Genomic DNA, 25,516 nt, shown 5'->3' with positions numbered 1-25,516 from the left:
ACAATGCCAGAGGGCCAGTTCAAGGAAGGTATCGTCGGCGGCCGGCTTCCAGCCGAGCAATATGCGGACAATTTTTCCGACCTGCATCCGCCGCTCGATCACCACGAGGCGCTGGTCGAATCCGACCGCTGCTATTTCTGCTACGACGCGCCGTGCATGAACGCGTGTCCGACCTCGATCGACATTCCGCTGTTCATCCGCCAGATCTCGACCGGCAATCCGATCGGCTCGGCCAAGACCATCTTCGACCAGAACATCCTTGGCGGCATGTGCGCCCGCGTCTGCCCGACCGAGACTCTGTGCGAAGAGGTCTGCGTGCGCGAGGTGGCGGAAGGCAAGCCGGTGCAGATCGGCCGCCTGCAGCGCTACGCCACCGATGTCGCGATGGCCGAGAACAAGCAGTTCTACGCGCGCCTGGAGCCGACCGGAAAGACGGTCGCCGTGGTCGGCGCCGGCCCGGCCGGCCTTGCCGCCGCGCACCGGCTCGCCCGCCATGGCCATGACGTGACCATACTGGAGGCGCGGCCGAAGGCCGGCGGCCTCAACGAATACGGCATCGCCGCCTATAAGAGCGTCGACAATTTCGCCCAGGCCGAGGTCGACTATGTCACCGCGATCGGCGGCATCGACATCCAGAACGGCAAGGCGCTCGGCCGCGACTATCAGCTCTCCGACCTGATCCGCAACTACGACGCGGTGTTCCTCGGCATGGGGCTTGGCGGCGTCAACGCGCTGCGCGCCGATGGCGAGGATGCCGCCGGCGTCACCAATGCGGTGGAGTTCATCGCCGAGCTGCGCCAGGCCAGCGATCTCGCCAGCCTGCCTGTCGGCCGCCGCGTCGTCGTCATCGGCGGCGGCATGACGGCGATCGACGCCGCCGTGCAGTCGAAGCTGCTCGGCGCCGAGGAGGTGACGATCTGCTACCGGCGCGGCCAGGAGCATATGAACGCCTCGGAGTTCGAGCAGGACCTGGCCGCCGCCAACGGCGTCACCATCCGCCACTGGCTACAGCCGAAGCGGGTGATCACCGATGCCGGCCAGGTGTCGGGCATCGAACTCGAATACACGGCATTGAAGGGCGACAAGCTTGCCGGTACCGGCGAGACGCTGACGCTTGTCGCCGACCAGGTGTTCAAGGCGATCGGCCAGAGTTTTGTCCCGGCCGCGCTCAACGGCAGCGGAGCCTCGATCGAGCTCGAGGCCGGCCGCATCAAGGTAGACGCGGAAGGGCGCACCTCGCTGGCGAAAGTCTGGGCCGGCGGCGACTGCATCTTTGGCGGTGACGACCTGACGGTTTCGGCGGTCGCGCAGGGCCGTGACGCGGCGGAGAGCATGCACAGGAGTCTGACGCAGGGATAAGGATCATGGCCACGGTGGAACCGGGCATCGCCCGTCACTACGACATAGCTGGCCTCGAGCAGCGCATCCTTGCCGCGCTCGCCGATACCGGAGTGGACATTGCCCATCTGCGCGCCGGCGATCTTGAAGCGGTCGACGAATTCCACATTGGCGGCATCGCCGCCACAAGGGAACTCATCGGGCAGATGGGTTTGAAGCCGGGAGCCAGGCTGCTCGACATCGGATCGGGGGTGGGCGGTCCTGCCCGTTTTGCCGCCAACGAAGCAGGCACCGACGTCACCGGCATTGATCTTACGCAAAGCTATGTCGACATCGCGACCAGCCTGTCGAAGCGCACGGGCATGGCCGACAGGACGCACTTCGTGCAAGGCAGCGCGCTGGACATGCCATTCGCCGATGCCGGCTTCGACGCGGCCATGATCCTGCATGTCGGCATGAACCTTCCCGACAAGAAAAAACTGATGGGCGAGGCCGCGCGTGTGCTCCGGTCTGGCGGCGTCTTCGCCGTCTACGACGTGATGCGGCTCAAGGATAGCGCGCTGACCTATCCGCTGCCATGGGCATCGGATGAGAGCATGTCCTTCGTTGCCACGCCCGACGACTATCGCTCGGCTGCCACGGCTTCCGGCTTCTCCGTCGTCGCCGAGCGGCGGCGCGGTGCTTTCGCCGTCGAATTCTTCGCCGCGATACGTGCCCGGATGGCCGCGGCGCAAGCGGAAGGCAGGAAAGCGCCGTCCGGCGTCGGCCTTGTCATGGGCGAAGACGCCGGCACCAAGATCGCCAATGTCACCGCCGCGCTTGAAGGCGGCGTTCTCGCACCCGTTGAACTGCTTCTTCGTCTCGGCTGAAAGGGACCTGTCATGGCAGACCTCCGCAACAATTTCGTCGGCATCAAATCGCCAAATCCGTTCTGGCTGGCCTCGGCGCCGCCGACCGACAAGGCCTACAACGTCATCCGCGCCTTCAAGGCAGGCTGGGGTGGCGTGGTGTGGAAGACGCTGGGCGAGGAAGGCCCGCCGGTCGTCAACGTCAACGGCCCGCGCTACGGCGCGATCTGGGGCGCCGACCGGCGCCTGCTCGGCCTCAACAACATCGAGCTGATCACCGACCGCGACCTGCAGACCAATCTGCGCGAGATGAAGCAGGTCAAGATGGACTGGCCCGACCGCGCACTCATCGCCTCGATCATGGTGCCTTGCGAAGAGGCAAGCTGGAAAGCCATCCTGCCGCTGGTCGAGGAGACCGGGGCCGACGGCATCGAGCTCAATTTCGGCTGCCCCCACGGCATGTCGGAACGCGGCATGGGCGCGGCCGTCGGCCAGGTGCCGGAATATATCGAAATGGTGGTGCGCTGGTGCAAGCAGTATACGCGCATGCCCGTCATCACCAAGCTGACGCCCAACATCACCGATATCCGCAAGCCCGCGCGGGCGGCACATGCCGGCGGCACCGACGCGGTGTCGCTGATCAACACCATCAATTCGATCACCGGCGTCGACCTCGACAGTTTCGCGCCGATGCCGACCATCGACGGCAAAGGCTCGCATGGCGGCTATTGCGGCCCGGCGGTGAAGCCCATCGCCATGAACATGGTGGCCGAAATCGCGCGCGATCCGGAGACACGCGGCCTGCCGATCTCCGGCATTGGCGGCATCACCACCTGGCGCGACGCCGCTGAATTCATGGCGCTCGGCGCCGGCAATGTGCAGGTGTGCACGGCGGCGATGACCTACGGCTTCAAGATCGTGCAGGAGATGATCGCCGGTCTGGAAAACTGGATGGACGAGAAGGGCCACCGCTCGCTCGACGACATTATCGGCCGCGCCACGCCCAACGTCACCGATTGGCAGTATCTCAACCTCAACTATGTCGCCAAGGCGCATATCGACCAGGACGCCTGCATCAAATGCGGCCGCTGCCACATCGCCTGCGAGGACACTTCACACCAGGCCATCACCAGCATGGTCGATGGCGTGAGACACTTCGAGGTGATCGAGGCCGAATGCGTCGGCTGCAATCTGTGCGTCAATGTCTGCCCGGTCGAGAACTGCATCACCATGGAGCCGCTGGCTGCCGGCGTCATGGACCAGCGGACCGGCAAGCCGGTGTCGCCGATCTACGCCAACTGGACGACGCATCCGAACAATCCGATGGCCAAGGTGGCTGCGGAGTAGCCTGGTGCTGTTCCTGATCGTCGCCACGCCGATGTTCCACAATTTCTGGGACCATCAGGGCCCGGACCGCGCGGCGCACATCAACGGCTTCGTCGGCAATGTCGCGCTGGGCGGCGGTTTCCTGACGTTGATCGCGCAGACGCTTTAGCGACAGTAGTCAAGCGGCGAACCGCAGGCCACCATCGCAGGTCAGCACCTGACCGGTCATGAAGCCGTTGGACACGAGGAAGGCAATCGCCGAGGCGATGTCCTCGGCGCGGCCAATCCTGCCCACAGGCGTCTTGCCGGCATATTCGGCAAAGACCGTCTGCCGCTGGTCGTCGGGCAAAAAGTCCCACCACGGCGTGTCGATGACGCCTGGCGCCACGACGTTGACGCGCAAGGGCTTCAGTTCGACCGCGAGGATCGGCGCCACGGTCAAGAGCATGCCGTTGATGGCGCCGATGCCGGCGACGCCAGGCATTGTGGCCTGAGCCGACACCGCCGAAATGAAGGTGACCGAGCCCGATTTGTTCAGCGTCGGCAAGGCGGCCTGCAGGCAGGACAGTTGCGGCCGCACCTTCTCTTCGACGCCGCTGCCGAGATCGGCAAGGTCAAGCGTCTCGAACGGGCCAAGGCCCTTGCCACCGCTGGCCGCCAGGACGAGGTGATCGAACGGGCCAAGGCGCTCGAAGAACTGGCGGACCTCGTCCGGCTTCGACGCATCGAACGCGGCCTTGTCGGCAGCGCCGCCGAGGCTCTTCCAGGCGCCGATGAGCTTGTCCTGGTTGCGCCCGGTGATCGTCACCTTCATGCCAGGGCCGAGCAGTTTTCGCGCGGTCGCCAGGCCGATGCCGGATGAGCCGCCGATGATGACTGTGTGTTCGGTTGTGTTGGTCATGAGTGCTGTTCCTTGGATTTTGAGGAGGCAGGGCCGACAAGGTCGAGGCTGAGGCTTCGCAATTGTTGCCGTGCGCTGGCGTCGTGGGCCTGGTCATCGGCGCGGGCTTCGCGCAGTCCGTCGAAATAGAGGCCGCTGCGGCCTTCGAGCGCGGGTGCGGCGGCGAGGTTGACGATGGCTTCGGCGCCGGTCTCGACCGAACTCCATGGCGTCACGCCGGCCTGCCGGACCATAGTGGTGTTCATGTAGCTTGCCGGATGCAGCGCGTTGACGGTGACGCCGGTGCCTTTCAGCTGTTCCGCCAGATCGACGGTGAACAGGATTTGCGCCAGCTTGCTCTGGCAATAGGCGCGCACGCCGCTATAGCCGTGGGTGAGCATCACGTCGCCGAAATCGATCGCTTGCTGGCCCGCCGAGGCGACGTTGACGATGCGCGCCGGAGCGCTGGCCTTCAGCAGCGGCAGAAGCTCCGAGGTCAGCAGGAAACCGGCGAGATAGTTGACGGCGAAGCGCAGTTCGTAGCCATCGGCACTGATCTGCCGTTTGGCGCCTGCCGTGCCGATGCCGGCATTGTTGATGAGGATATCGAGCCGGTTCGTCCGGGCACGTACCGCCTCGGCGAGGCGGCGAATTTCGGCCAGTGAGGCAAGGTCGGCGGCGAGGAATTCCGCCTTGCCGCCAGCCGTTTCGATCGCGGCAACCGCTGCCTTGCCGCGCGCCGCATCGCGGCCGTGCACGAGCACGCGGGCGCCGGCGGTGCCCAGTCTTTGCGCCACGACGCGGCCGACGCCGTCGGTCGAGCCGGTGATGAGGATTGTCTTGTCTTTCAGGTCCATGTCCAGAGCCTCCTGTCTGCTGCTCTGCACGCAAGATGGGATATCAGGCCGATCTCAAACAGTTCAAACTTTATCCTGGTATCAATACTGCTATAATAACAAGCATGGATGCTTCCTCCCATTCCGCCGAAGACAGCCGCCGGCGCGAGCTTGGGGCTTTCCTGCGCTCGCGGCGCGAAAGGCTGACACCCTCGGCGACCGGCATCTCGACCGGCCTCAGGCGCCGCACGCCGGGCCTGCGCCGCGAAGAGGTGGCGATGATCGCCGGCGTCGGCACCACCTGGTACACCTGGCTGGAACAGGGCAGGGACGTGCGCCCTTCCGTGGAGGTGCTGACGGCGTTAAGCGAGGCGCTGCGCCTCGACGCCGTCGAGAAGCGGCACCTGTTCATCCTTGCCGGGCGTCAGCAGCCGGAGCGGAGCGCCGCCGCGCCGGAAAAGGCCGACGGTCCCTTGCTGCACATGTTGCAAAGCCTCGTCCTGCAACCCGCCTACGTCGTTGGCCGACGCTGGGACGTGCTGGCCTGGAACGACGCGGCCGTCGCGGTGTTCGGCGACTATGGCCTTCTCGAGGGTGACGCCCGCAACATCGTCCACATGGTGTTCACCAGCCCGCACCACCGGCGTTTGCTGGTCGACTGGGAAGAACTCGCCCGCGTGGTGCTCGCGTCGTTTCGGGCGGAGAGCGCCAAATATGTCGGTGATCCCGATTTCGACCGGCTGATCGCGCTTATGATGCGCTCGAGCCCCGAGTTCCGTGACTGGTGGCCCCTGAGGGACGTGGCACGAAGACTGACCGGGCTGAAGCACGTGCGGCACCCGATTGCGGGTGCGATGACATTCGAGCATATGAGCCTGTCGATCGACGATGGCTCTGACATGAGGTTGGTCGTCTACACGCCGCTCGCCGAGCAGAACTCGATTGCCAAGCTGCAATCCTTGCTGGACGCGCTTCCGGCCGAGCGGCGTAGCGCCTGAGCCGTCGTGGCGGGGGTCAGCCCTTCGGCTTCAGCCCATCCAGGAACAACTGCTCCAGGAACCGTGCCGCGTCCTCGAAGCGCCCGTCGCCGCCGCGGTTCGGCCCGAGCACAGCGCGCACCTGGACGTCGAAATCGGCGTAGTGCTGCGTCGTTGCCCAGATCGAGAAGATCAGGTGCCAAGGGTCGGTGCGGGCGATCTTGCCGGCGCGCATCCAGCCCTTGATGACGGCGGCCTTCTCGTCGACCAGCGTCTTCAGATCGCCGGCCAGCAGCGGCATGATGCGCGGCGCGCCTTGCAGGATTTCGTTGGCGAACAGCCGGCTCTCGCGCGGGAAATCGCGCGCCATTTCGAGCTTTCGCCTGATGTAGCTCCTGAGCTCGGTCAGCGGATCGCCGATGTCGTCGAGTTCGCGCAGCGGCGCCAGCCAGGTGTCGAGCAGGCGCAGCATCAACGTCTCGTGAATGTCCTCCTTGCGGCGGAAGTAATAGAGCAGGTTCGGTTTCGACATGCCGGCTGCTTCGGCGATCTGGTCGATGGTCGAACCGCGAAAACCATTGGTGGAGAACACCTCGAGGGCGGCTTCCAGGATGAGTTCGCGCTTTTCCTGCTGGATGCGGGTGCGGCGAGGGGCTTCCTTGCCGGTGTTCACCGTTGCGAACCCTCATGTTGGCGGTCATCTGGACCAATTCTCTGGACCAGTTTTTCCCTAGGCTGTGGAACGCACTTCAGGAGCCGCATTTCCGCTAGTAATCCCTTGACCGCCGACAGGGCGGTGCTAACGTTTGTCCAATCGGTCAAAAATTTGCGTAGCATGAAAACGGCGCAAAGACCAAGCGTTGGACGCACCGAAACAGGTTACAAGGGGAAGTCTTGGTCATGTCCAACCGGCTGAAAGTCACGCCGAACGATCTCAGTGCATTCTGGATGCCGTTCACGGCAAACCGGCAGTTCAAGCAGGCGCCACGCATGTTCGTGTCGGCCAAGGACATGCACTACACGACCAGCGATGGCCGCAAGGTGCTCGACGGCACCGCCGGTCTGTGGTGCGTCAACGCCGGCCACTGCCGGCCGAAGATCACCGAGGCGATCCAGCACCAGGCCGCCGAACTCGACTACGCGCCGGCCTTCCAGATGGGTCATCCCATTGTGTTCGAGCTGGCCAACCGCCTGGTCGACATCGCGCCCATGGGCATGGATCATGTCTTCTTCACCAATTCCGGTTCGGAATCGGTCGAGACGGCGCTGAAGATGGCGATCGCCTATCACCGCATGAAGGGCGAGGGTGCCCGGACCCGTCTGATCGGCCGCGAGCGCGGCTATCACGGCGTCAATTTCGGCGGCATCTCGGTCGGCGGCATCGTCTCCAACCGCAAGATGTTCGGCACGCTGCTCGGCGGCGTCGACCATATGCCGCATACGCATCTGCCGGAAAAGAACGCCTTCTCGAAGGGTGTGCCGGAATATGGCGCGGAGCTCGCCAACGAACTGGAGCGCATCGTTGCGCTGCATGACGCCTCGACCATCGCAGCGGTCATCGTCGAGCCGGTCGCCGGCTCCACCGGCGTCATCCTGCCGCCCAAGGGCTATCTGCAGAAGCTGCGTGAAATCTGCACCAAGCACGGCATCCTTTTGATCTTCGACGAGGTCATTACCGGCTTCGGCCGTCTCGGCGCGCCGTTCGCGGCCGACTATTTCGGCGTCACGCCCGACATCATGACCACCGCCAAGGGCGTCTCCAACGGCGTCATCCCGATGGGCGCGGTGTTCGTGAAGAAGGAAATCCACGACGCCTTCATGACCGGCCCCGAGCATATGATCGAGTTCTTCCACGGTTACACCTATTCGGGCAATCCGATCGCCTGCGCCGCGGCCTTGGGCACGCTCGACACCTACAAGGAAGAGGGCCTGCTCACCCGTGGCGAGGAACTGGCGCCCTATTGGGAGGACGCGCTGCACTCGCTGAAGGACGAGCCGCATGTCATCGACATCCGCAACATCGGCCTGATCGGCGCGATCGAACTGGCGCCGATCGCCGGCAGCCCGACCAAGCGGGCCTTCTCGGCCTTCGTCAAGGCGTTCGAGCGCGGCGCGCTGATCCGCACCACCGGTGACATCATCGCGCTGTCGCCGCCGCTGATCATCACCAAGGGCCAGATCAACGAGTTGATCGACCATGTGCGTGAAGTGCTGCGGTCGATAGACTAGGGAAAGCGCGAATGGGTTCTGCTAAGCGCGAAGCGTCATTGGATAAGGAAAGGCAGTCGCTTGAGGCTGCCTACACTGACGCCTTGATTCTCGCGCTTGGCGACTGTGCCCGCGGACGGTGGGGTCTGTTTCACCAGAATAGTGGCATTGTTCCGGCACATCTTGAAGAACGGCATATGCCTGAAAGTGCAAAGCAGCTTGAGAGGATTGGCATCGAGCTTGCGTCAGTTCGAGAGAGATTGGGTTTTGCGGATATGTTTGCCCCGATGCAACGACTGAATGAACTGCGGGCTGCGCACGGACCAAACCAACCTGGTGAGCCGCGCTTGGCACAAATGTTTCTTGATGAACTTACGGCATAGGAATTTCATATGGCCGCGCCCGGCGAGAATCTGCGAATCAATTCAGACCGTTTGTGGGATTCGATAATGGAAATGGCGAAGATCGGCCCCGGCATTGCCGGCGGCAACAATCGCCAGACCGTGACCGACGAAGACGGCGAGGGCCGGCATCTGTTCAAGCGCTGGTGCGATGACGCCGGGCTCGAAATGGGCGTCGACGAGATGGGCACGATGTTTGCCCGCCGCGAAGGCACCGACCCCAGCCTGCCGCCGGTCTATGTCGGCAGCCATCTCGATACGCAGCCGACCGGCGGCAAATATGATGGCGTGCTGGGCGTCCTCGGCGGCCTGGAGATCGTGCGCTCGCTCAACGATCTCGGCATCAAGACGAAACACCCGATCGTCGTCACCAACTGGACCAACGAGGAAGGCGCGCGCTTTGCCCCGGCGATGATGGCGTCGGGCGTGTTCGCCGGCGTGCTCGACCAGGCAGACGTCTATGAGCACACGGACAAGAACGGCAAGAAATTCGGCGAGGAACTGGAACGCATCGGCTGGAAGGGTACCGAGAAGGTCGGCGATCGCAAGATCCACGCCTTCTTCGAACTGCATATCGAACAGGGGCCGATTCTCGAGGACGAAGACATCGACATCGGCGTCGTCACCCATGGCCAGGGCCTGAAATGGCTGCAGGTGACGCTGATCGGCAAGGAAGCCCATACCGGCTCCACGCCGATGCCCAAGCGCCGCAATGCCGGTCTCGGCATGGCGCGCGTGATCGAACTGGTGCACGAGATCGCCATGGACTACCAGCCGGATGCCGTCGGGGCGGTCGGCCACATGGAAGCCTACCCCAATTCGCGCAACATCATCGCCGGCCGCACCGTCTTCACCATCGACATTCGCTCGCCCGAGAAGGAAGTGCTCGATGCCATGGATGCGCGCGTCCGCGAAGGCATCGACACGATCTGCGAGGCGCTCGACATCCAGTACAAGGTCGAGCAGGTCGGCCATTTCGATCCGGTCACCTTCGATGCCGGCTGCGTGAAGGCCATCCGCGATGCCGCCGATCGGCTCGGCTATACGCACCGCAACATCGTCTCCGGTGCAGGCCACGACGCCTGCTGGATCAACCGCGTCGCGCCGACCGCCATGGTGATGTGCCCGTGCGTCGACGGGTTATCGCACAACGAGGCCGAGGAAATCACCAAGGAATGGGCCGGCGCCGGCGCCGACGTCCTGTTCCACGCGGTGGTGGAGACCGCCGTCATCGTGGAGTGAGCCTAGAGATTCCAAACGCCGCTCATGAAGAAGCGCGAAGAGAACAAGGGAACAAGAAAATGACCAAAGTCATCAAGAACGGCACCGTCGTCACCGCCGACCGAACGTTGAAGGCGGATGTGCTCGTCAAGCAGGGCAAGATCGTCGCCATCGGCTCCGACCTGCACGGCGACCATGAGTACGACGCCACCGGCTGCTATGTCATGCCGGGCGGCATCGACCCGCACACCCATCTCGAAATGCCATTCATGGGCACCTATTCGGCCGACGATTTCGAATCCGGCACGCGGGCAGCCCTTGCCGGCGGCACGACGATGGTGGTCGATTTCTGTCTGCCGGCGCCGCAGCAGTCACTGCTCGAAGCCTTGCAGATGTGGGACAACAAGACGTCGAAAGCTGCCTGTGACTATTCCTTTCACATGGCGGTCACCTGGTGGGGCAAGCAGGTGTTCGACGAGATGGCGACCGTCGTCGACAAGGGCATCACCTCGTTCAAGCACTTCATGGCCTACAAGGGCGCGCTGATGGTGGACGACGACGAGATGTATGCGTCGTTCCAGCGCTGCGCCGACCTTGGCGCGCTGCCGCTGGTGCATGCCGAGAATGGCGACGTGGTTGCCGCACTTTCGCAGAAACTGCTCGCCGCCGGCAACAATGGCCCGGAGGGCCATGCCTATTCGCGGCCGCCGGAAGTGGAAGGCGAGGCGACAAATCGCGCCATCATGATCGCCGACATGGCCGGCGTGCCGCTCTATGTCGTGCATGTCTCCTGCGAGCAGGCGCATGAGGCCATTCGGCGGGCGCGCCAGAAAGGCATGCGCGTGTTCGGCGAGCCGCTGATCCAGCATCTGACGCTGGACGAGAGCGAGTATTTCGACAAGGACTGGGACCATGCGGCGCGCCGGGTGATGAGCCCGCCCTTCCGCAACAGACTGCATCAGGATTCGCTGTGGGCCGGGCTACAGGCCGGGTCGCTGCAGGTGGTGGCGACCGACCATTGCGCCTTCACCACCAAGCAGAAGCGCTTCGGTGTCGACGATTTCACCAAGATCCCCAACGGCACAGGCGGCCTCGAGGACCGTTTGCCGGTGCTGTGGACCAAGGGCGTCAACACCGGGCGGCTGACGATGAACGAGTTCGTCGCGGTGACCTCGACCAACATCGCCAAGATCCTGAACATGTATCCGAAGAAGGGCGCCATCGTCGAAGGGGCTGATGCCGACATCATCGTCTGGGATCCGAAGCGCAAGAAGACGATTTCGGCCAAGAAGCAGCAGTCGGTGATCGACTACAATGTGTTTGAGGGCGTCGAGGTGACCGGCCTGCCGCGCTTCGTCTTCTCGCGTGGCGAATTGTCGATCGAGGAGACCGAGGTGAAGGCAAAGCCCGGCCACGGCCAGTTCGTCGGCCGCGAGCCGAACGCCGCGGTCAACCGGGCGCTGTCGACGTGGAAAGAGATCACCGCGCCGCGCAAGGTGGAACGCACGGGCATCCCGGCGACGGGGGTTTAGGCTTGGCGCGTTCGGCCGCGCTCATCTCGATGGTCTTGGCGGCAGTTGCCGGTGACCCGGCGACCGCGGCTGGCGTGCTGGCTGGCTCCTGGGGCAATGATGTCGGCTGTGCCGGCATCAAGGCCGGTTACCAGAACGGTGATGCCTATATCCTGCTGAAGGGACAGGAGCCGACCAATTTCACCATCAAGCGCAGCGTCAAGAACACCAAGAAGCTGACGATTGCCGATGCGGACGGCAATGTGATGGGGGAAGTCTCGCGGTGCAAATGACGGCGATCCCGTCGACCTCAGGCGACCAGCGCATCCAGTTCCGGCAGCAGGACGACACTCTCCTGTTCGTTTGGGTCGGTGCGCGCAATGACGGCCGAGGACGGGGCGTTGCTCAGATTGGCCGGCAGATGCGGCACGCCGGCCGGAATGTAGAAGAGGTCGCCGGCCTTGACGACGATGTGGTGTTCGAGCCGGTCGCCATACCAGGTATGGACCTCGCCGGAGAGCACGTAGATCGCAGTTTCATGGTTCTCGTGCAGATGCGCTTTGGCGCGGGCGCCGGGCGGCATCGTGAGCACGTGCATGCAGATGCCGGAGGAGCCGACCGACTCCGTGGCGATGCCAGCGAAATAGGTCAGTCCCTGCTTGCCTTCATAAGTGCTTTCAGGGCGGATAAGATGACAAGTGGGTTTGGGCGACATCGGGGAAACTCCGGGCGTCGATTTGCGTGGAACAGGGCCAATGGGACAGGGCGAGTGGAAAACAACATCGCGATAAAAGCAATCGGATTCCGGCCGACGCCCCTTTGGCGGGAACAGGCAGGCAGCGGCCGATGACAGGGATTTCGCCAGCCGTCGTCGCGGCAAGCAAACTTGGCCTCACCTTCCAGACCAATGACGGCCCCGTCCAGGCACTGTCCAACGTCGACCTGACGATCGGCAAGGGGGAGTTCGTCTCCTTCATCGGACCGTCCGGCTGCGGCAAGACCACGCTGCTGCGCGTCATCGCCGATCTGGAGAAACCGACATCAGGCACGATCTCGGTCAACGGCATGACGGCGGAGCAGGCGCGCGAGAAACGCGCCTATGGCTATGTCTTCCAGGCAGCCGCCCTGTTTCCGTGGCGCACCATCGAGCGCAATGTCGCGCTGCCGCTGGAGATCATGGGCCTGTCGAAGGCGGAGCAGGCGGAACGCATCAAGCGCACGCTCGATCTCGTCAACCTCTCGGGCTTCGAGAAGAAATACCCCTGGCAGCTTTCCGGCGGCATGCAGCAGCGCGCCTCGATCGCGCGAGCGCTGGCCTTCGACGCCGACCTGCTGCTGATGGACGAACCGTTCGGCGCGCTGGACGAGATCGTGCGCGACCACCTCAACGAGCAATTGCTGGAGTTGTGGGGGCGGACCAACAAGACCATCTGCTTCGTCACCCACTCCATTCCGGAAGCAGTCTATCTGTCGACGCGCATCGTCGTCATGTCGCCGCGCCCGGGCCGCGTCAGCGATGTCATCGAGTCGACGCTGCCGAAGGAGCGGCCGCTCGACATCCGCGAGACGCCGGAGTTTTTGGCGATAGCTGCCCGCGTGCGCGATGGGTTGAGGACGGGGCACAGCTATGATGATTGAGCGGGGGCAGGACGAGACTTCTCCTCTCCCAACCGGGGTGAGGATGGCCGGAGCGAAGCGGAGGCTGGGTGAGGGGGCGGCCAACCATGCCTTCGGGATGACGAAGGATGGGTGGCCTCGTCCTCTCTTGTTGGCGGGAAGAGGGCAGCACTAGATGGATAGCTTCCGCGACAAGCTCGTCCCCGTGACCTCCATCCTCGCCGGCGTCGTCGTGCTCTGGTACGTCTTCGCCGTCATCCTCAACGCGCCGTTCCAGCGTGATCTCGACACCCGGGCCAACGAAACGCCGGGCGCCGTCGAGTTCATCGGCAAGACGCTGGCGCAGCCGAAGCCGACGCTGCCGGCGCCGCATCAGGTGACGGTGAACTTCTTCGAGAACACGTTTCTGCGGCCCATCACCTCGAGCCGCAGCCTCGTCTACAATGCCTGGGTGACGTTGTCGTCGACGCTGCTCGGCTTTGCCTTCGGCACCGCGCTCGGCATCATCATCGCCGTCGGCATCGTGCATGTGGCGACGCTCGACCGCAGCCTGATGCCGTGGATCATCGCCTCGCAGACCATTCCGATCCTGGCGGTGGCGCCGATGATCATCGTGGTGCTGGCGGCGATCGGCATCACCGGGCTGATCCCGAAGGCGATGATCTCGACCTATCTGTCGTTCTTCCCGGTGACGGTGGGCATGGTGAAGGGGCTGCGCTCGCCCGAGATCATGCATCTCGACCTGATGCACACCTACAATGCCAGTGCGTCGCAGACCTTCTGGAAGCTGCGCGTGCCGGCCTCGGTGCCGTTCCTGTTCACCTCGATGAAGGTGGCGGTGGCGGCGAGCCTTGTCGGTGCCATCGTCGGCGAACTGCCGACAGGTGCTGTCGCCGGCATCGGCGCCAAGCTGCTTGCCGGCGCCTATTACAGCCAGTCCATCGACATCTGGTCGGCGCTGGTCGCCGGCTCCATCGTGGCGGCACTGCTGGTCATGGTGGTCGGAATTGCCGGGCGCATCGTCGATCGCGCCATGGGCGGGAGGCCGGCATGACCTGGCTGAAACCCTCCTGGCAAGCCGTGCTGGCGATCGTGTTGTGCGTGATCGCAATCGCGCTCGGCGCGATGTCGAAGCCGGAAGCGGCAGCGCTCGCGGACCCGACCGTCAGCATCAACTATCCCTATCTCGGAACCAAGGGCCTGATGCTCGGCCTGGCGATCGTGGCGGCGCTGGGTTCGATGCTCAGGATTCCTTCGCTTGCAGAGGCCGTCGTGCTGTTCGTCGGCGCCCATCTCGTTGCCTGGCTGCTGATCTCGGGCATTGCGGGGTTCGAGGGCACGGCCTTGGCGCCGTACTTCCTGCTGCTCGCGGCTGCCTGGCTGCTTGGCTGGCGCTGCGTGGCGGTGCTGTCGGGGCTTCGCCCGATGGCGAACTCGGCCCGCAAAGCGCTGCGCCTGGTCATCCCCGCCATCTTCGGCGCCTGGATCCTGATAATCTGGGAAGCGGTGACGCGCGGCGCCGGCATCCCCTTCATCCTGTTGCCGCCGCCAAGCGCCATCGGCGCGCGCATCGCCGGTTCGCTTCCGGTGCTCGGCGCCGATGTGCGCCAGACCATCTTCAAGGCGGTGATCTTCGGCTATGTCGTCGGCAGCGGCGCCGGCTTCATCACCGCCATCCTCGCCGACCGCGTGCCGTTCCTGCGGCGTGGGCTTTTGCCGATCGGCAACATGGTCTCGGCGCTGCCGATCATCGGCGTGGCGCCCATCATGGTCATGTGGTTCGGCTTCGACTGGCAGTCCAAGGCGGCGGTCGTCATCATCATGACGTTCTTCCCGATGCTGGTGAACACGGTCGCCGGGCTCGCCGCATCAGGCCATATGGAGCGCGACCTGATGCGCACCTACGCGTCGGGCTATTGGCCGACACTGATCAAGCTCAGGCTGCCGGCGGCCGCTCCCTTCATCTTCAACGCGCTGAAGATCAACTCGACGCTGGCACTGATCGGCGCCATCGTCGCCGAGTTCTTCGGCACGCCCGTGGTCGGCATGGGCTTCCGCATCTCGACCGAGGTCGGGCGGATGAACATCGACATGGTCTGGGCCGAAATCGCAGTTGCAGCACTTGCGGGTTCGGTCTTTTATGGCGTGGTCGCTCTTGTCGAAAGAGCCGTCACGTTTTGGCATCCCTCTGTCCGTGGTGGATAGGGGCGGTGGGTTTAAGGGTGCTAACTTCAGAGGGTAAAAACATGAAAAGACTTGTCATTCCAGTTTTGGCCGGCGCGATGTCGCTGGCTGCGTTCCAGGCAATGGCCGCCGACAAGGTGACGTTGCAGCTGAAATGGGTCACGCAGGCCCAGTTTGCCGGCTACTATGTAGCCAAGGCCAAGGGTTTCTATGAAGCAGAAGGCCTCGACGTCGACATCAAGCCGGGCGGCCCCGATATCGCGCCTGAGCAGGTGATCGCCGGCGGCGGCGCCGATGTCATCGTCGACTGGATGGGCGGTGCGCTCGCCGCGCGCGAAAAGGGGGTGCCGCTGGTCAACATTGCCCAGCCCTTCAAGAAGGCCGGCATGGAGCTGGTCTGCCCGAAGGACGGGCCGATCAAGACCGAGGCCGACTTCAAGGGCCATACGCTGGGCGTCTGGTTCTTCGGCAATGAATATCCGTTCTATGCCTGGATGAACAAGCTCGGCCTCAAGACCGATGGCGGCAAGGACGGCGTCACCGTTCTCAAGCAGAGCTTTGACGTGCAGCCGCTGATTCAGAAGCAGGCGGATTGCATCTCGGTCATGACCTACAACGAGTACTGGCAGCTGATCGACGCCGGCTACAAGCCGGAACAGTTGACCGTGTTCAATTACTCGGCGATGGGCAACGACCTGCTCGAGGACGGGCTCTATGCGTCCGAAGACAAGCTCAAGGATCCGGCCTTCGCCGACAAGATGGTGCGTTTCGTGCGCGCCTCGATGAAGGGCTGGAAATACGCTGTCGACAACAATGACGAGGCCGCAGGCATCGTCATGGATGGCGGCGGCCAGGACGAGAACCATCAGAAGCGCATGATGAGCGAAGTCGCCAAGCTGATCGACAATGCCGACGGCAAGCTCGATCCGGCGACCTACGAGCGCACCGCCAAGGCGCTGCTCGACCAGAAGATCATTACCAAGGAGCCGAAGGGCGCCTACACAACCGCAATCACCGACAAGGCGATCAAGTAAACCTTGCGGAGCGTGATCCCGCAAAGGTCATGCTCAAACGTAAAATGGAACGGCGCCTTCAGAGGCGCCGTTCCTTTATGGTGTTCATGACGAAGCTGGTCTCGATCGATGCGACGCATTTCAGCCGCGCGATCTTTTCCTTGATGAAGCGCTCGTACTGTTCGAGGCTGCCTGTCACCACCTTCAGCACATAGTCGCGCGAACCGGTGACAAGATGGCATTCCAGCACCTCCTCCCAGCCGCGGATCGCCTCTTCGAACATGACGATCTCGTCCTCGTTCTGCCGGCTGAGCCGGATTGTGGCGATGGCGACCATGCTCCAGCCGAAGACGGCGGGATCGACCAGCGTGGTGTAACCCTTGATCACGCCCGTCTCCTCCAGCCGCCGCACGCGCCTCAGGCAAGGCGATGCCGACAGGCCGATGCGCTCGGCGAGGTCGTGATTGGTGATGCGGGCGTCGGCCCGCAGTTCGCGCAGAATCCTGAGGTCGAAATCATCGGCTACCTTCTGCTGCATTTTTGCTCTCTTTCGGCAGTTTGTTGCAGGCATGCGGCCATGCGAGCCCGAGAATAGCAAGGACTGGCTGGTCGGGATCGCATAAATTGCGGTGCGACATCCCTCGAAAGCAGGAAAAGCCATGACCGCGCCACGCCCGTCGAAAACCCATATTGGCAACCACAAGCTCCATCCGGAGACGCTGATGCTGGGCTATGGTTTCGATCCGCAGCTGTCGGAAGGCGCGGTCAAGCCACCGGTGTTCCTGACCTCGACCTTCGTGTTCAAATCGGCGGAAGAGGGGCGCGACTTCTTCGACTACACGTCCGGCCGCAAGGAACCGCCGAGCGGCACGGCATCGGGTCTCGTCTATTCGCGCTTCAACCATCCCAACAGCGAGATCGTCGAGGACCGGCTGGCGATCTATGAAGGGACGGACGCCTGCATCCTGTTTTCCTCCGGCATGTCGGCGATCGCGACGACACTGCTCGCCTATGCCCGTCCGGGCGATGTCATCCTGCATTCGCAGCCGCTCTATGGCGGCACCGAGACGCTGCTGACGCGCACGCTGTCCGCCTTCGGCATCGGCGCCGTCGGTTTCGCCGATGGTGTCGATGAAAAGGCGGTTCGGGCAGCCGCCGATGCCGCGGTGGCGAAGGGGCGTGTTTCAGTCATCCTGATCGAGACGCCGTCCAATCCGACCAACAGCCTGGTCGACATCGCGCTGATGCGGACGATCGCTGATGAGATTGGGGCGAGCCAAGGGTCAGCACCGATCATTGTCTGCGACAACACGTTGCTCGGCCCGGTGTTCCAGCGGCCGATCGAGTATGGCGCCGATGTCTCCGTCTATTCGCTGACCAAATATGTCGGCGGCCATTCCGACCTCATTGCGGGAGCGGCCATGGGCAGCAAGGCGGTCACCAAGCCGATCAAGGCGCTGCGCGGTGCGATCGGCACGCAACTCGACCCGCATTCCTGCTGGATGCTCGGCCGTTCGCTGGAGACGCTGTCGATCCGCATGGAGCGGGCCAACGACAATGCGCGCCTGGTCGCCGAATTCTTGCGCGATCATGCCAAGGTCGAGAAGGTGCATTATCTGCCGTTCCTGGGCGAGGATACGCCCGCGGGCCGCGCTTATGTGAGGCAATGCAGCGGCGCCGGCTCGACTTTCTCCTTCGACATCAAAGGCGGAGAGAAGGCGGCTTTCGCCTTTCTCAACGCCCTGCAGATCTTCAAGCTGGCGGTAAGTCTCGGCGGCACCGAGTCGCTCGCAAGCCATCCGGCGGCCATGACCCATTCCGGCATTCCATTCGACGTGCGACAGCGCATCGGCGTGCTGGAGACCACGGTCAGGCTGTCGATCGGTGTCGAGCATCCGGACGATCTGATCGCAGACCTGACGCAAGCGCTGGCGTCGGTCTGACTTCTCTCTCGGAACGCCGGAAGGGCAAGGGATCGCCCTTTCTTCACAAATCCGTGTTCATGGAAACATTGCGTCGCCCAGCCGTTGCAGTTGAGGCATGCGCGCGCCGGGGGAGCAGCGACGCATGCGGCAGCCAATCGGAGGTTCTTCATGCGCACATATTCTATCCTGCCGGTGCTTTCGGCCCTGGCCGTATCGACCGCCTTTCTGCTCGCTTCGCCAGCAATGGCCGAGGTGGTGAAGTACAAGGCAACGCTCGATGGCGGCCAGCAGAACCCGCCCGTCACCACCAAGGGCAAAGGCACCGCCACGCTCACCTTCGACACCACCAAGAAGAAACTCAGCTGGAACGTCAAATATTCCGGCCTCAGCGGACCGGCGACGGCAGCGCATATTCATGGCCCGGCGGCGATGGGGGCGAACGCCGATCCAGTCATCCCGTTCAAAGGCAAGCTCAAGAGCCCGATCAAGGGTTCGGCAACGCTGACGGACGCGCAAGCCGCCGATCTGGCGGCCGGCAACTATTATGTCAACGTCCACACCGCCGCCAACAAGGATGGCGAGATCCGCGGCCAGATCGAGGCGGCGAAATAGCGCAAGCCGCTTGGACAAAAGGGGCGGGCGACCGCCCCTTTTGTCTGGATCAAGCCTTGTCGCGGATCTGCGTCATCGTGCGGGTCGGCGTGATCGCTTCGGGGTCGAGCCTGATTTCGACGATGGCCGGCTTGCCGCTGGCGCGAGCTCGCTCGAAGGCCGGCGCGAAATCGGCCGTCTTCTCGACCGTCTCGCCATGGCCGCCATAGGCGCGTGCCAGCGACGCGAAGTCGGGATTCCTGAGATCTGTGGCGACGACGCGGCCGGGATATTCGCGTTCCTGATGCATGCGGATGGTGCCGTAAATGCCGTTGTTGACGACGATCACGATAATCGGCAGGTCATATTGCACGGCGGTGGCGAACTCCTGGCCGTTCATCAGGAAGCAGCCGTCGCCGGCAAAGGCGATAACGGTGCGATCCGGATAAAGCGCCTTGGCGGCGACCGCGGCCGGGGTGCCGTAGCCCATCGAGCCGGAGGTCGGCGCCGCCTGCGTGCCGAAATGGCGAAAGCGGTGGAAGCGGTGCACCCAGGTGGCGTAGTTGCCGGCGCCGTTGGCGAATATGGCGTCGTGCGGCAACTCCTGTTCCAGATAAGTCATGATCGGGCCCATCTGTACGTCGCCCGGACCCGTCTGCGGCGGCGTCGACCATTCGAGATAGGCGGCATGTGCCTTGGCTGTCTCGGCTGACCAGGATGGCGTGCCGGCGGGTTTGCGCTTGGCAAAGGCCTCGACGAAGGCTCCAGGCGAGGCGTTGATCGCCAGCGTCGGCCGGTAGACGCGGCCGAGCTCGCCGGCGTCGGCGTGGACGTGCACCAGCGCCTGGTCGGGGTAGGGGCTTTTCAGCAGCGTATAGTCGGAGGAGGGCATCTCGCCCATGCGTCCGCCGATCAACAGCACGACGTCGGCCGCCTTGATCTGCGCCGCCAGCTTGGGGTTGATGCCGATGCCGACGTCGCCGGCGTAATTCGCGTGAAGATGGTCGAACAGCATCTGGCGGCGGAAAGAGCAGCCGACGGCAAGCGACCATGTCTCCGATATGGTGCGCATGCGCGCAACCGCTTCCTCATTCCAGCGTGTGCCGCCGAGGATGACGAATGGTCGCTTGGCGCCGTTGAGCAGCATTTCCAGCGCGTCGAGTTCGGCCCCGCCGGGATAGGTCTCGACAAGCGTGTGGGGAAGCGCTTCCGGAGCCTCGACCGCGCTGGTCAGCATGTCTTCGGGCAGCGAGATGACGACCGGGCCAGGCCGGCCCGACGTCGCGACCGCGAAGGCGCGGGTGACGAATTCGGGGATGCGCGAGGCGTCATCGATCTCGACCACCCATTTGGCGATGTCGCCGAAGAACTTCTTGTAGTCCACCTCCTGGAACGCCTCGCGTTCCTTGGCATGGCTGGCAACCTGGCCGATGAACAGGATGAGCGGCACCGAATCCTGCATGGCGATGTGGATGCCGGCGGACGCGTTGGTGGCGCCGGGGCCGCGGGTGACGAAGCAGATGCCGGGCTTGCCGGTCAGCCGGCCCTGGCAGTCGGCCATCATCGCGGCACCCCCCTCCTGGCGGCAGACGATGGTGCGGATCGATGAATCGTGCAGCGCGTCGAGCACCGCCAGATAGGATTCGCCGGGCACGCAGAAGATGCGGTCGGTGCCGTTCGCTTCCAGCGCCTCGACGATCAGTTGTCCACCGGTCTTCATTTCGCTGATCTCTCCAGTTCGGCAAGGATTTCGTCGGTGTGTTCGCCCAGGCGCGGCGAAGGGCGCTCATAGACCAGCGGCGTGCCCGACATCACCATCGGCGCGCGCACCGAGGGCAGAAGATTGCCATGGCCGTCGTCGAGGTCGAGCCGCATGCCGCGCGCGATCGTCTGCGGGTCGGCGAACATCTGGCCGATCGTGTTGATCGGGCTCGCCGGCACGCTTGCCGCTTCCAGCCTTGCCAGCAGCGGGTCGCGATCGAGCGTGCTCAGCGCCTCGACGATGCGTTCGCGCAGCTTCACCCGGTTGGCGACCCGGGCCGGATTGGTGGCGAAATCGGGATTGGTCGACAGTTCATCCAGCCCGACCGCGGCACAGAATTTGGCGAACTGGCCGTCATTGCCGACCGCCAGGATAATGTGGCCGTCCTGGACCGGCACCACCTCGTAAGGCGCGATGTTCATATGCGCATTGCCCATCTGCACCGGCGACTTGCCGGAGACGAGATAATTGAGGTTCTGGTTGCCGAGCGCCGAGATCTGCGTGTCGAACAGCGCCATGTCGATATGCTGGCCTTCGCCCGTCCGGTCGGCATGCCGCAACGCGGCCTGGATGGCGATGACGGAATAGAGCCCTGTGAAGATGTCCGAAATGGCGACGCCGGCCTTTTGCGGCTCGCGGCCGACCTCGCCGGTGATCGACATCATGCCGGCCATCGCCTGGATGATAAAGTCGTAGCCGGCGCGGGGCGCATAGGGCCCGTCCTGGCCGAAGCCGGTGATCGAGCAATAGACGAGGCGCGGGTTGATCATGCGCAGGCTGTCATAGTCGAGCCCGTATTTCTTCAGGCCGCCAAGCTTGAAATTCTCGATCAGCACATCCGAGGTCGCGACCAGCCGGCGCACGGTCTCGGCGCCCTCCGGCGTCGAGAAATCGATGGCAATGGAGCGCTTGCCGCGGTTGCAGGAATGGTAATAGGCGGCCGACAGGTTCTCGCCGTCATGGCTCATGACGAAGGGCGGGCCCCATTTGCGGGTGTCGTCGCCACCATCGGGACTTTCGACCTTGATGACGTCGGCGCCGAGATCGGCAAGCAATTGCCCGGCCCATGGCCCGGCGAGGATGCGGGCGAGTTCGACGACGCGGACGCCTTTCAGGGGTGGTTCGGCCATAAATCACCGTGATTGCCGCAATCACCATGATTGCCGCGAAAGCAGAGCCTCTATCAAGCCCGGCATCGGCTGTCACGGCCCTTGCAATAGGCCACCGGGCCGGTTCGAAAAGGATGCAGGTCGCTATTTCAGCACGCTGTCGGTCCAGGTGGCGAAATCATTCATGATGATATCGCGGTTCACCTCGTTCAGGCTTTCGTGGCGGGTGTCGGCGTAAACCTTTGAAACGAGATTCGAAAAGCCCATCCCGCGCATGCGATTGGCAAGGTGGATGATGCCCTTGCCATGGTCCGAAGCGGGATCTTTCTCGCCGCCTACGACGGCGATGGGAAGGTCGCGCCGGACGCCGGCGAAGGCGGCATCCTTGCCGCCGTTGAGCGCCATCGAGACCACGTCGCGCCACATCGACACAGAGGCATCCCAGCCGCACAGCGGATCGGCGATGTATTTCGCCACCTCGGCCTCGTCGCGCGACAGCCAGTCGAACGGCGTGCGGTGATTGGGCACTGCCTTGCCCCAGGCCTGAAAGGTGAGTTTCGGCAGCAGGCGGGACGGGACGTCGGAGCCCAGCCGCATCCGCTCCCAGGCGAGGATGCCGAGCGCTACCTGCCCAAGCCGCCCTTGTGAGAAATTGCCGTTCCAGATCGCGGCGGCTTGGAGGCGCGGGGCGTGCTCCAAAAGGTAGTTCAGCGCCACCGACGCGCCCATCGAATGACCGAAAAGGATGACCGGCAGGTTCGGGCATTCACCGGCGATGAGATCGTGGATGGCATCGACATCGGCGATCACCTTGGCCGAGCCATCCTCGTCGGCGAATTTGCCGAGCGGCGCATCGGAGGCCTTGGTCGTGCCATGGCCGCGATGGTCATGGACATAGACGTGGAAGCCGCGCGCCGAGAGAAAATCGGCAAAGCGGGCATAGCGCGCGGCATGCTCGGCCAGGCCGTGGTTGATCTGGACGACCGCGCGCGGTTTGCCTTCAGCGCGGCTGACGAGGAGGTTGAGATCGGCGCCGGTCGGTGAGCGGACCATGCGTTGCTGATTGAAAGGCATGGCCGCCCGCTCTCCCTCTCGTATTATCGTTGTTGGCTTTGTTTGCGCCGCCGCCGGTTACGCGTCAATCCACAGCAAATGCTTTTGCGCGACGATGTTTCTTGCGTTCGACCCGCAAAATATCGCAATTCTGACATGGAGACAGCTTCAGTCTGTCGCCCACTTCTCAGCCGGGGATTTCTCATGCGCATTGATGTCGTTTTCGGATTGGCCATGCTGGCGGTATCGCTGGCCAATGCTGCGCATGCCGAAGTCAAGATGAGCGGCACCTTCGTTGCCGATGCGGCCTGTCCGGCGACGCAAGCCATCAAGAACGGCAAGAACCCCGGCAATGTCTCGACCGATGCCGGACAGAGCTACCAGCTGCTTGCCGGCAACAAGGACGCGCCGACGCATTATCTGATCCTGGTGCCGGGCGCCGATCCGGAGCGCCGCTGGGTGAAGGTCACTTGCGGCCATCTGGCGGGCAGCAGTGCCGCGACGGCGCCGGCGGCACCTGGCGGACAAGGCAAGCCCGCCGCCTCGGGGAAACCCGAATATGTCTTCGCGCTGAGCTGGCAGCCGGCTTTTTGCGAGACCAAGTCGAGCAAGACCGAATGCCGGGCGCAGAGCCCGAACGAGTTCGACGCCACCAACTTCACCTTGCATGGGCTGTGGCCGCAGCCGAACGGCAATTTCTATTGCCAGGTGGCGGCCAGCGACAAGGCCAACGACAATCCTGCCCACTGGAACGATCTGCCGCCTGTCAATCTGGACGCCGGCACCCGCAAGGAGCTCGACCAGGTGATGCCGGGCACGGCCTCCCAGCTGGAACGGCATGAATGGATCAAGCACGGCACCTGCTACGGCAAGAGCCAGCAGGAATACTTCTCCGACGCACTCGGCCTGATGCGACAGGTGAATGCCTCGCCGGTGCGCGAGCTCTTCGCCAAGACCATTGGCGGCAAGCTGACGGCGGACCAGATCCGTGGCGCCTTCGACCAGGCCTTCGGTGCCGGGGCAGGGGATCGCGTGCGGGTGTCCTGCGTCATCGATCCGTCGAACGGCCGGCGGCTGATCGGCGAACTGACGCTCGGCCTTGCCGGCCCGATCGGCCCGAACAGTTCGCTCAAGGACCTGCTGCTGGCTTCCGTACCGACCAACAAGGCCGGTTGCCCGACAGGCACCGTCGACGCGATCGGGTTCCAGTAAGCACAGGCGGCTGGCCGGCATTGCGCGACAGAGAAATCCTGGAATTGCTTTAGATCAGAACTGCGCCGACTTGGTCCAGGCGATGGCGGCGTCCGGCTCATGGCCGCCCGGCTCGCCGACGACGCGGTCGCGTCCGGTCGACTTCGCCTTGTAGAGGCGCTGGTCGGCGAGGGCGAACAGATCGGCAAGACAGCGCGTCGTTTCGCTGACGGTTGAAACGCCGGCGCTGACGGTCAGCTCGAAGCGGCTGGCCACAGGCGATGCCTTGACGGCGTAACGGATGCTTTCGCCAAACAGCCTGGCGACCGGATGCGGGCGCGAACTGAGGATGGCGAACTCCTCGCCGCCGATGCGGAACACCTGGTCTTCGGCGCTCGCCACTTCGCGGAGCAGGGCCGCGATTGCTTTCAGCACCTTGTCGCCTTCGGCATGGCCGAAACGGTCGTTGATCGACTTGAAATGGTCGACATCGATGATCAGCAGGCTGAGGGGCCTCGCCGTGTGCAGGCTGACCTCGACGGCGGCTTCACCGTCGGCGTCGAAGCGGCCGCGATGCAGCAGGCCGGTCAGGCCGTCGCGGCCGATATGCTCTACCAGCGCTTCATAGCGCTCGCGATAGGTCAGCGTTTCGAAAATGTCGGTCAGCCCGCGCGGCAGCGCAATGTCGCGGGCCTCGAACCATCTGAGGTAAGCCACGAGCATGCCGCTGAAGGCCAGCGCCGCCGCCATCTTGGCGAACCAGCCGCCGAAGAAGACCGCGATCGGCGCGCCGGCGACGAAATGCAGCGCGGTGAAGAAACCGGCCTGGTCGAAGGTCAGCACGCAGGCGACGCAGATCAGGATGCGCGCGAACTGCGCCTTGCGCAGGGTGCGCCCAAGTCTTTCATAGAGCAGGATGATCAGGATGGCGTCGATGAACAGGAGCGTCGTGCCCCACACCATCAGCCAGCCCATCTCGTCGATGAAGCCGATATCGGGCAGCTTGCCGTCGGGGAGCGGCGCGATGGCATGCAGGCGCAACAGCAGCGCCAGCCCGATCATCACCGCATTGCCGAGCAGCAGGCCATAGATGGGCTGGCGCACGGTGGCGGCGTCCTCCTTGATGTAGAGCAGGAGCAGCATCACCAGCTTGCCTGAAAACAGCACCGCCGAGCCCGGCGAGACCAGGCCGAACGGCAGCGCGACATAAAAGACGCTGGCGAGATAGGTTTCCAGGAAATGCATGACGCCGAGCGCGCAGACGAAGACGCCGAGACCGATGCGCTTGCGGAAGCGGAAAAGCGTCACCATGACGCTGAAGTAGACGACCGCTTCGGCAAGGAGCAGGAAACTGTTCAGCACTGCCGTCGATCCGCTTTCTCTACTGGAATCGCGGCGAGCCAGCGATTCCACCCCAATCCTGTCTTGACGCGGAAGGGTTAACCGGAGATTTCAACGTGCCTGGTGACCGGCGGAAAACTTCGGCGGTCAGCGCGCACTTGTCCGTGTGTTCGGCTTGATCTGG

25 protein-coding genes and 1 pseudogene are annotated in these 25,516 nt (G+C 63.8%); 17 read left to right on the top strand and 9 right to left on the bottom strand.

From position 1 onward, the window contains the following. Nucleotides 1-3: 3 nt before the first annotated feature. The 4 genes and pseudogenes from FJ546_RS12150 to FJ546_RS12135 form a co-directional block, all read left to right on the top strand. Nucleotides 4-1,359, top strand: coding sequence for an NAD(P)-dependent oxidoreductase (locus FJ546_RS12150; protein ID WP_140889540.1), 1,356 nt, complete (start codon nt 4-6; stop codon nt 1,357-1,359). Nucleotides 1,360-1,364: 5 nt separating this feature from the next. Continuing rightward, a complete protein-coding gene (locus tag FJ546_RS12145; protein WP_140889539.1) occupies nt 1,365-2,207 on the top strand; it encodes a methyltransferase domain-containing protein in 843 nt (280 codons plus the stop codon). 12 nt (nt 2,208-2,219) lie between these two features. Beyond that, complete coding sequence (gene preA, locus FJ546_RS12140; RefSeq protein ID WP_140889538.1) at nt 2,220-3,533, top strand: NAD-dependent dihydropyrimidine dehydrogenase subunit PreA; 1,314 nt, start codon at nt 2,220-2,222, stop codon at nt 3,531-3,533. After that, nucleotides 3,529-3,681: pseudogene (locus tag FJ546_RS12135) on the top strand (DoxX family protein); the annotation flags it as partial. The gene preA and the pseudogene FJ546_RS12135, both read left to right, overlap by 5 nt. Before the next feature lie 9 nt (nt 3,682-3,690). Here FJ546_RS12135 and FJ546_RS12130 read toward each other — a convergent pair. After that, a complete protein-coding gene (locus FJ546_RS12130) occupies nt 3,691-4,413 on the bottom strand; it encodes an SDR family oxidoreductase (RefSeq protein WP_140889537.1) in 723 nt (240 codons plus the stop codon). Next, a complete protein-coding gene (locus FJ546_RS12125) occupies nt 4,410-5,249 on the bottom strand; it encodes an SDR family NAD(P)-dependent oxidoreductase (protein ID WP_140889536.1) in 840 nt (279 codons plus the stop codon). The genes FJ546_RS12130 and FJ546_RS12125 overlap by 4 nt, the downstream gene beginning before the upstream one ends. Before the next feature lie 104 nt (nt 5,250-5,353). On the opposite strand from FJ546_RS12125, the gene FJ546_RS12120 reads away from it, so the two are divergent. Further along, on the top strand, nt 5,354-6,226 hold the full coding sequence (locus tag FJ546_RS12120; protein ID WP_140889535.1) for a helix-turn-helix transcriptional regulator: 873 nt from the start codon (nt 5,354-5,356) through the stop codon (nt 6,224-6,226). Nucleotides 6,227-6,242: 16 nt separating this feature from the next. On the opposite strand, the gene FJ546_RS12115 is transcribed toward FJ546_RS12120, so the two are convergent. Beyond that, a complete protein-coding gene (locus FJ546_RS12115) occupies nt 6,243-6,878 on the bottom strand; it encodes a TetR family transcriptional regulator C-terminal domain-containing protein (protein WP_140889534.1) in 636 nt (211 codons plus the stop codon). A gap of 227 nt (nt 6,879-7,105) precedes the next feature. Between FJ546_RS12115 and FJ546_RS12110 the strand changes: the two genes are divergently transcribed. The 5 genes from FJ546_RS12110 to FJ546_RS12090 are packed head-to-tail and all read left to right on the top strand — an operon-like array spanning nt 7,106 to nt 11,839. Further along, on the top strand, nt 7,106-8,434 hold the full coding sequence (locus tag FJ546_RS12110) for an aspartate aminotransferase family protein (RefSeq protein WP_140889533.1): 1,329 nt from the start codon (nt 7,106-7,108) through the stop codon (nt 8,432-8,434). A gap of 11 nt (nt 8,435-8,445) precedes the next feature. Beyond that, nucleotides 8,446-8,796: a hypothetical protein gene (locus tag FJ546_RS12105; protein ID WP_140889532.1), complete on the top strand. Its 351-nt coding sequence runs from the start codon at nt 8,446-8,448 to the stop codon at nt 8,794-8,796. Between the two features lie 9 nt (nt 8,797-8,805). Continuing rightward, nucleotides 8,806-10,056 (top strand): Zn-dependent hydrolase, encoded by a 1,251-nt coding sequence (locus FJ546_RS12100; protein ID WP_140889531.1) that lies wholly within the window; start codon nt 8,806-8,808, stop codon nt 10,054-10,056. A 59-nt stretch (nt 10,057-10,115) separates the two neighbouring features. After that, nucleotides 10,116-11,567 (top strand): dihydropyrimidinase, encoded by a 1,452-nt coding sequence (gene hydA / locus FJ546_RS12095; RefSeq protein ID WP_140889530.1) that lies wholly within the window; start codon nt 10,116-10,118, stop codon nt 11,565-11,567. Nucleotides 11,568-11,569: 2 nt separating this feature from the next. Next, nucleotides 11,570-11,839, top strand: a complete 270-nt coding sequence (locus FJ546_RS12090) for a hypothetical protein (RefSeq protein WP_246686816.1) — start codon at nt 11,570-11,572, stop codon at nt 11,837-11,839. Nucleotides 11,840-11,856: 17 nt separating this feature from the next. Here FJ546_RS12090 and FJ546_RS12085 read toward each other — a convergent pair whose 3' ends face one another. Further along, nucleotides 11,857-12,261 carry a cupin domain-containing protein gene (locus tag FJ546_RS12085; RefSeq protein ID WP_015317160.1) on the bottom strand — a complete coding sequence of 135 codons (405 nt, stop codon included), beginning with the start codon at nt 12,259-12,261 and terminating at the stop codon, nt 11,857-11,859. A 131-nt stretch (nt 12,262-12,392) separates the two neighbouring features. On the opposite strand from FJ546_RS12085, the gene FJ546_RS12080 reads away from it, so the two are divergent. The 4 genes from FJ546_RS12080 (at nt 12,393) to FJ546_RS12065 (ending at nt 16,381) form a co-directional block, all read left to right on the top strand. Then, on the top strand, nt 12,393-13,184 hold the full coding sequence (locus FJ546_RS12080; RefSeq protein WP_140889529.1) for an ABC transporter ATP-binding protein: 792 nt from the start codon (nt 12,393-12,395) through the stop codon (nt 13,182-13,184). A 154-nt stretch (nt 13,185-13,338) separates the two neighbouring features. Then, a complete protein-coding gene (locus tag FJ546_RS12075; protein WP_140889528.1) occupies nt 13,339-14,217 on the top strand; it encodes an ABC transporter permease in 879 nt (292 codons plus the stop codon). After that, entirely contained in the window at nt 14,214-15,368 is a 1,155-nt protein-coding gene (locus tag FJ546_RS12070; protein ID WP_140889527.1) for an ABC transporter permease, read from the top strand. The genes FJ546_RS12075 and FJ546_RS12070 overlap by 4 nt, the downstream gene beginning before the upstream one ends. 41 nt (nt 15,369-15,409) lie before the next feature. After that, nucleotides 15,410-16,381 carry an ABC transporter substrate-binding protein gene (locus tag FJ546_RS12065; protein WP_019859152.1) on the top strand — a complete coding sequence of 324 codons (972 nt, stop codon included), beginning with the start codon at nt 15,410-15,412 and terminating at the stop codon, nt 16,379-16,381. Between the two features lie 58 nt (nt 16,382-16,439). Here the strand turns inward: FJ546_RS12065 and FJ546_RS12060 are convergent, their stop codons facing one another. Then, complete coding sequence (locus tag FJ546_RS12060) at nt 16,440-16,898, bottom strand: Lrp/AsnC family transcriptional regulator (RefSeq protein WP_140889526.1); 459 nt, start codon at nt 16,896-16,898, stop codon at nt 16,440-16,442. Between the two features lie 121 nt (nt 16,899-17,019). On the opposite strand from FJ546_RS12060, the gene FJ546_RS12055 reads away from it, so the two are divergent. Together FJ546_RS12055 and FJ546_RS12050 are read left to right on the top strand one after the other, a co-directional pair. Further along, nucleotides 17,020-18,303, top strand: coding sequence for a cystathionine gamma-synthase family protein (locus FJ546_RS12055; RefSeq protein ID WP_140889525.1), 1,284 nt, complete (start codon nt 17,020-17,022; stop codon nt 18,301-18,303). Between the two features lie 150 nt (nt 18,304-18,453). Further along, a complete protein-coding gene (locus tag FJ546_RS12050; RefSeq protein ID WP_140889524.1) occupies nt 18,454-18,897 on the top strand; it encodes a CHRD domain-containing protein in 444 nt (147 codons plus the stop codon). 49 nt (nt 18,898-18,946) lie between these two features. Here the strand turns inward: FJ546_RS12050 and FJ546_RS12045 are convergent, their stop codons facing one another. The 3 genes from FJ546_RS12045 to FJ546_RS12035 all read right to left on the bottom strand — a co-directional run bounded on the left by FJ546_RS12045 (nt 18,947) and on the right by FJ546_RS12035 (nt 22,821). Further along, nucleotides 18,947-20,596, bottom strand: a complete 1,650-nt coding sequence (locus FJ546_RS12045; RefSeq protein ID WP_140889523.1) for a thiamine pyrophosphate-binding protein — start codon at nt 20,594-20,596, stop codon at nt 18,947-18,949. Beyond that, the gene (locus FJ546_RS12040; RefSeq protein WP_140889522.1) at nt 20,593-21,768 is read right to left on the bottom strand and encodes a CaiB/BaiF CoA-transferase family protein; all 1,176 of its coding nucleotides are present in this window, start codon (nt 21,766-21,768) and stop codon (nt 20,593-20,595) included. Before FJ546_RS12040 ends, FJ546_RS12045 begins: the two co-directional genes overlap by 4 nt. A gap of 123 nt (nt 21,769-21,891) precedes the next feature. Continuing rightward, complete coding sequence (locus FJ546_RS12035) at nt 21,892-22,821, bottom strand: alpha/beta hydrolase (RefSeq protein WP_140889521.1); 930 nt, start codon at nt 22,819-22,821, stop codon at nt 21,892-21,894. Between the two features lie 183 nt (nt 22,822-23,004). Here FJ546_RS12035 and FJ546_RS12030 point away from each other — a divergent pair, with 183 nt between their 5' ends. Next, nucleotides 23,005-24,012, top strand: coding sequence for a ribonuclease (locus FJ546_RS12030; protein WP_140889520.1), 1,008 nt, complete (start codon nt 23,005-23,007; stop codon nt 24,010-24,012). A 54-nt stretch (nt 24,013-24,066) separates the two neighbouring features. Here FJ546_RS12030 and FJ546_RS12025 read toward each other — a convergent pair whose 3' ends face one another. Then, a complete protein-coding gene (locus FJ546_RS12025; protein WP_140889519.1) occupies nt 24,067-25,353 on the bottom strand; it encodes a GGDEF domain-containing protein in 1,287 nt (428 codons plus the stop codon). Between the last annotated feature and the right edge of the window lie 163 nt (nt 25,354-25,516).

Origin of the sequence: Mesorhizobium sp. B2-4-19 (assembly GCF_006441315.1) — a bacterium.
In the GTDB taxonomy this organism is placed as follows: Bacteria; Pseudomonadota; Alphaproteobacteria; order Rhizobiales; family Rhizobiaceae; genus Mesorhizobium.
The sequence above is the reverse complement of the archived record's forward strand: the minus strand, read 5'-3'. Positions and strand labels throughout refer to the sequence as shown.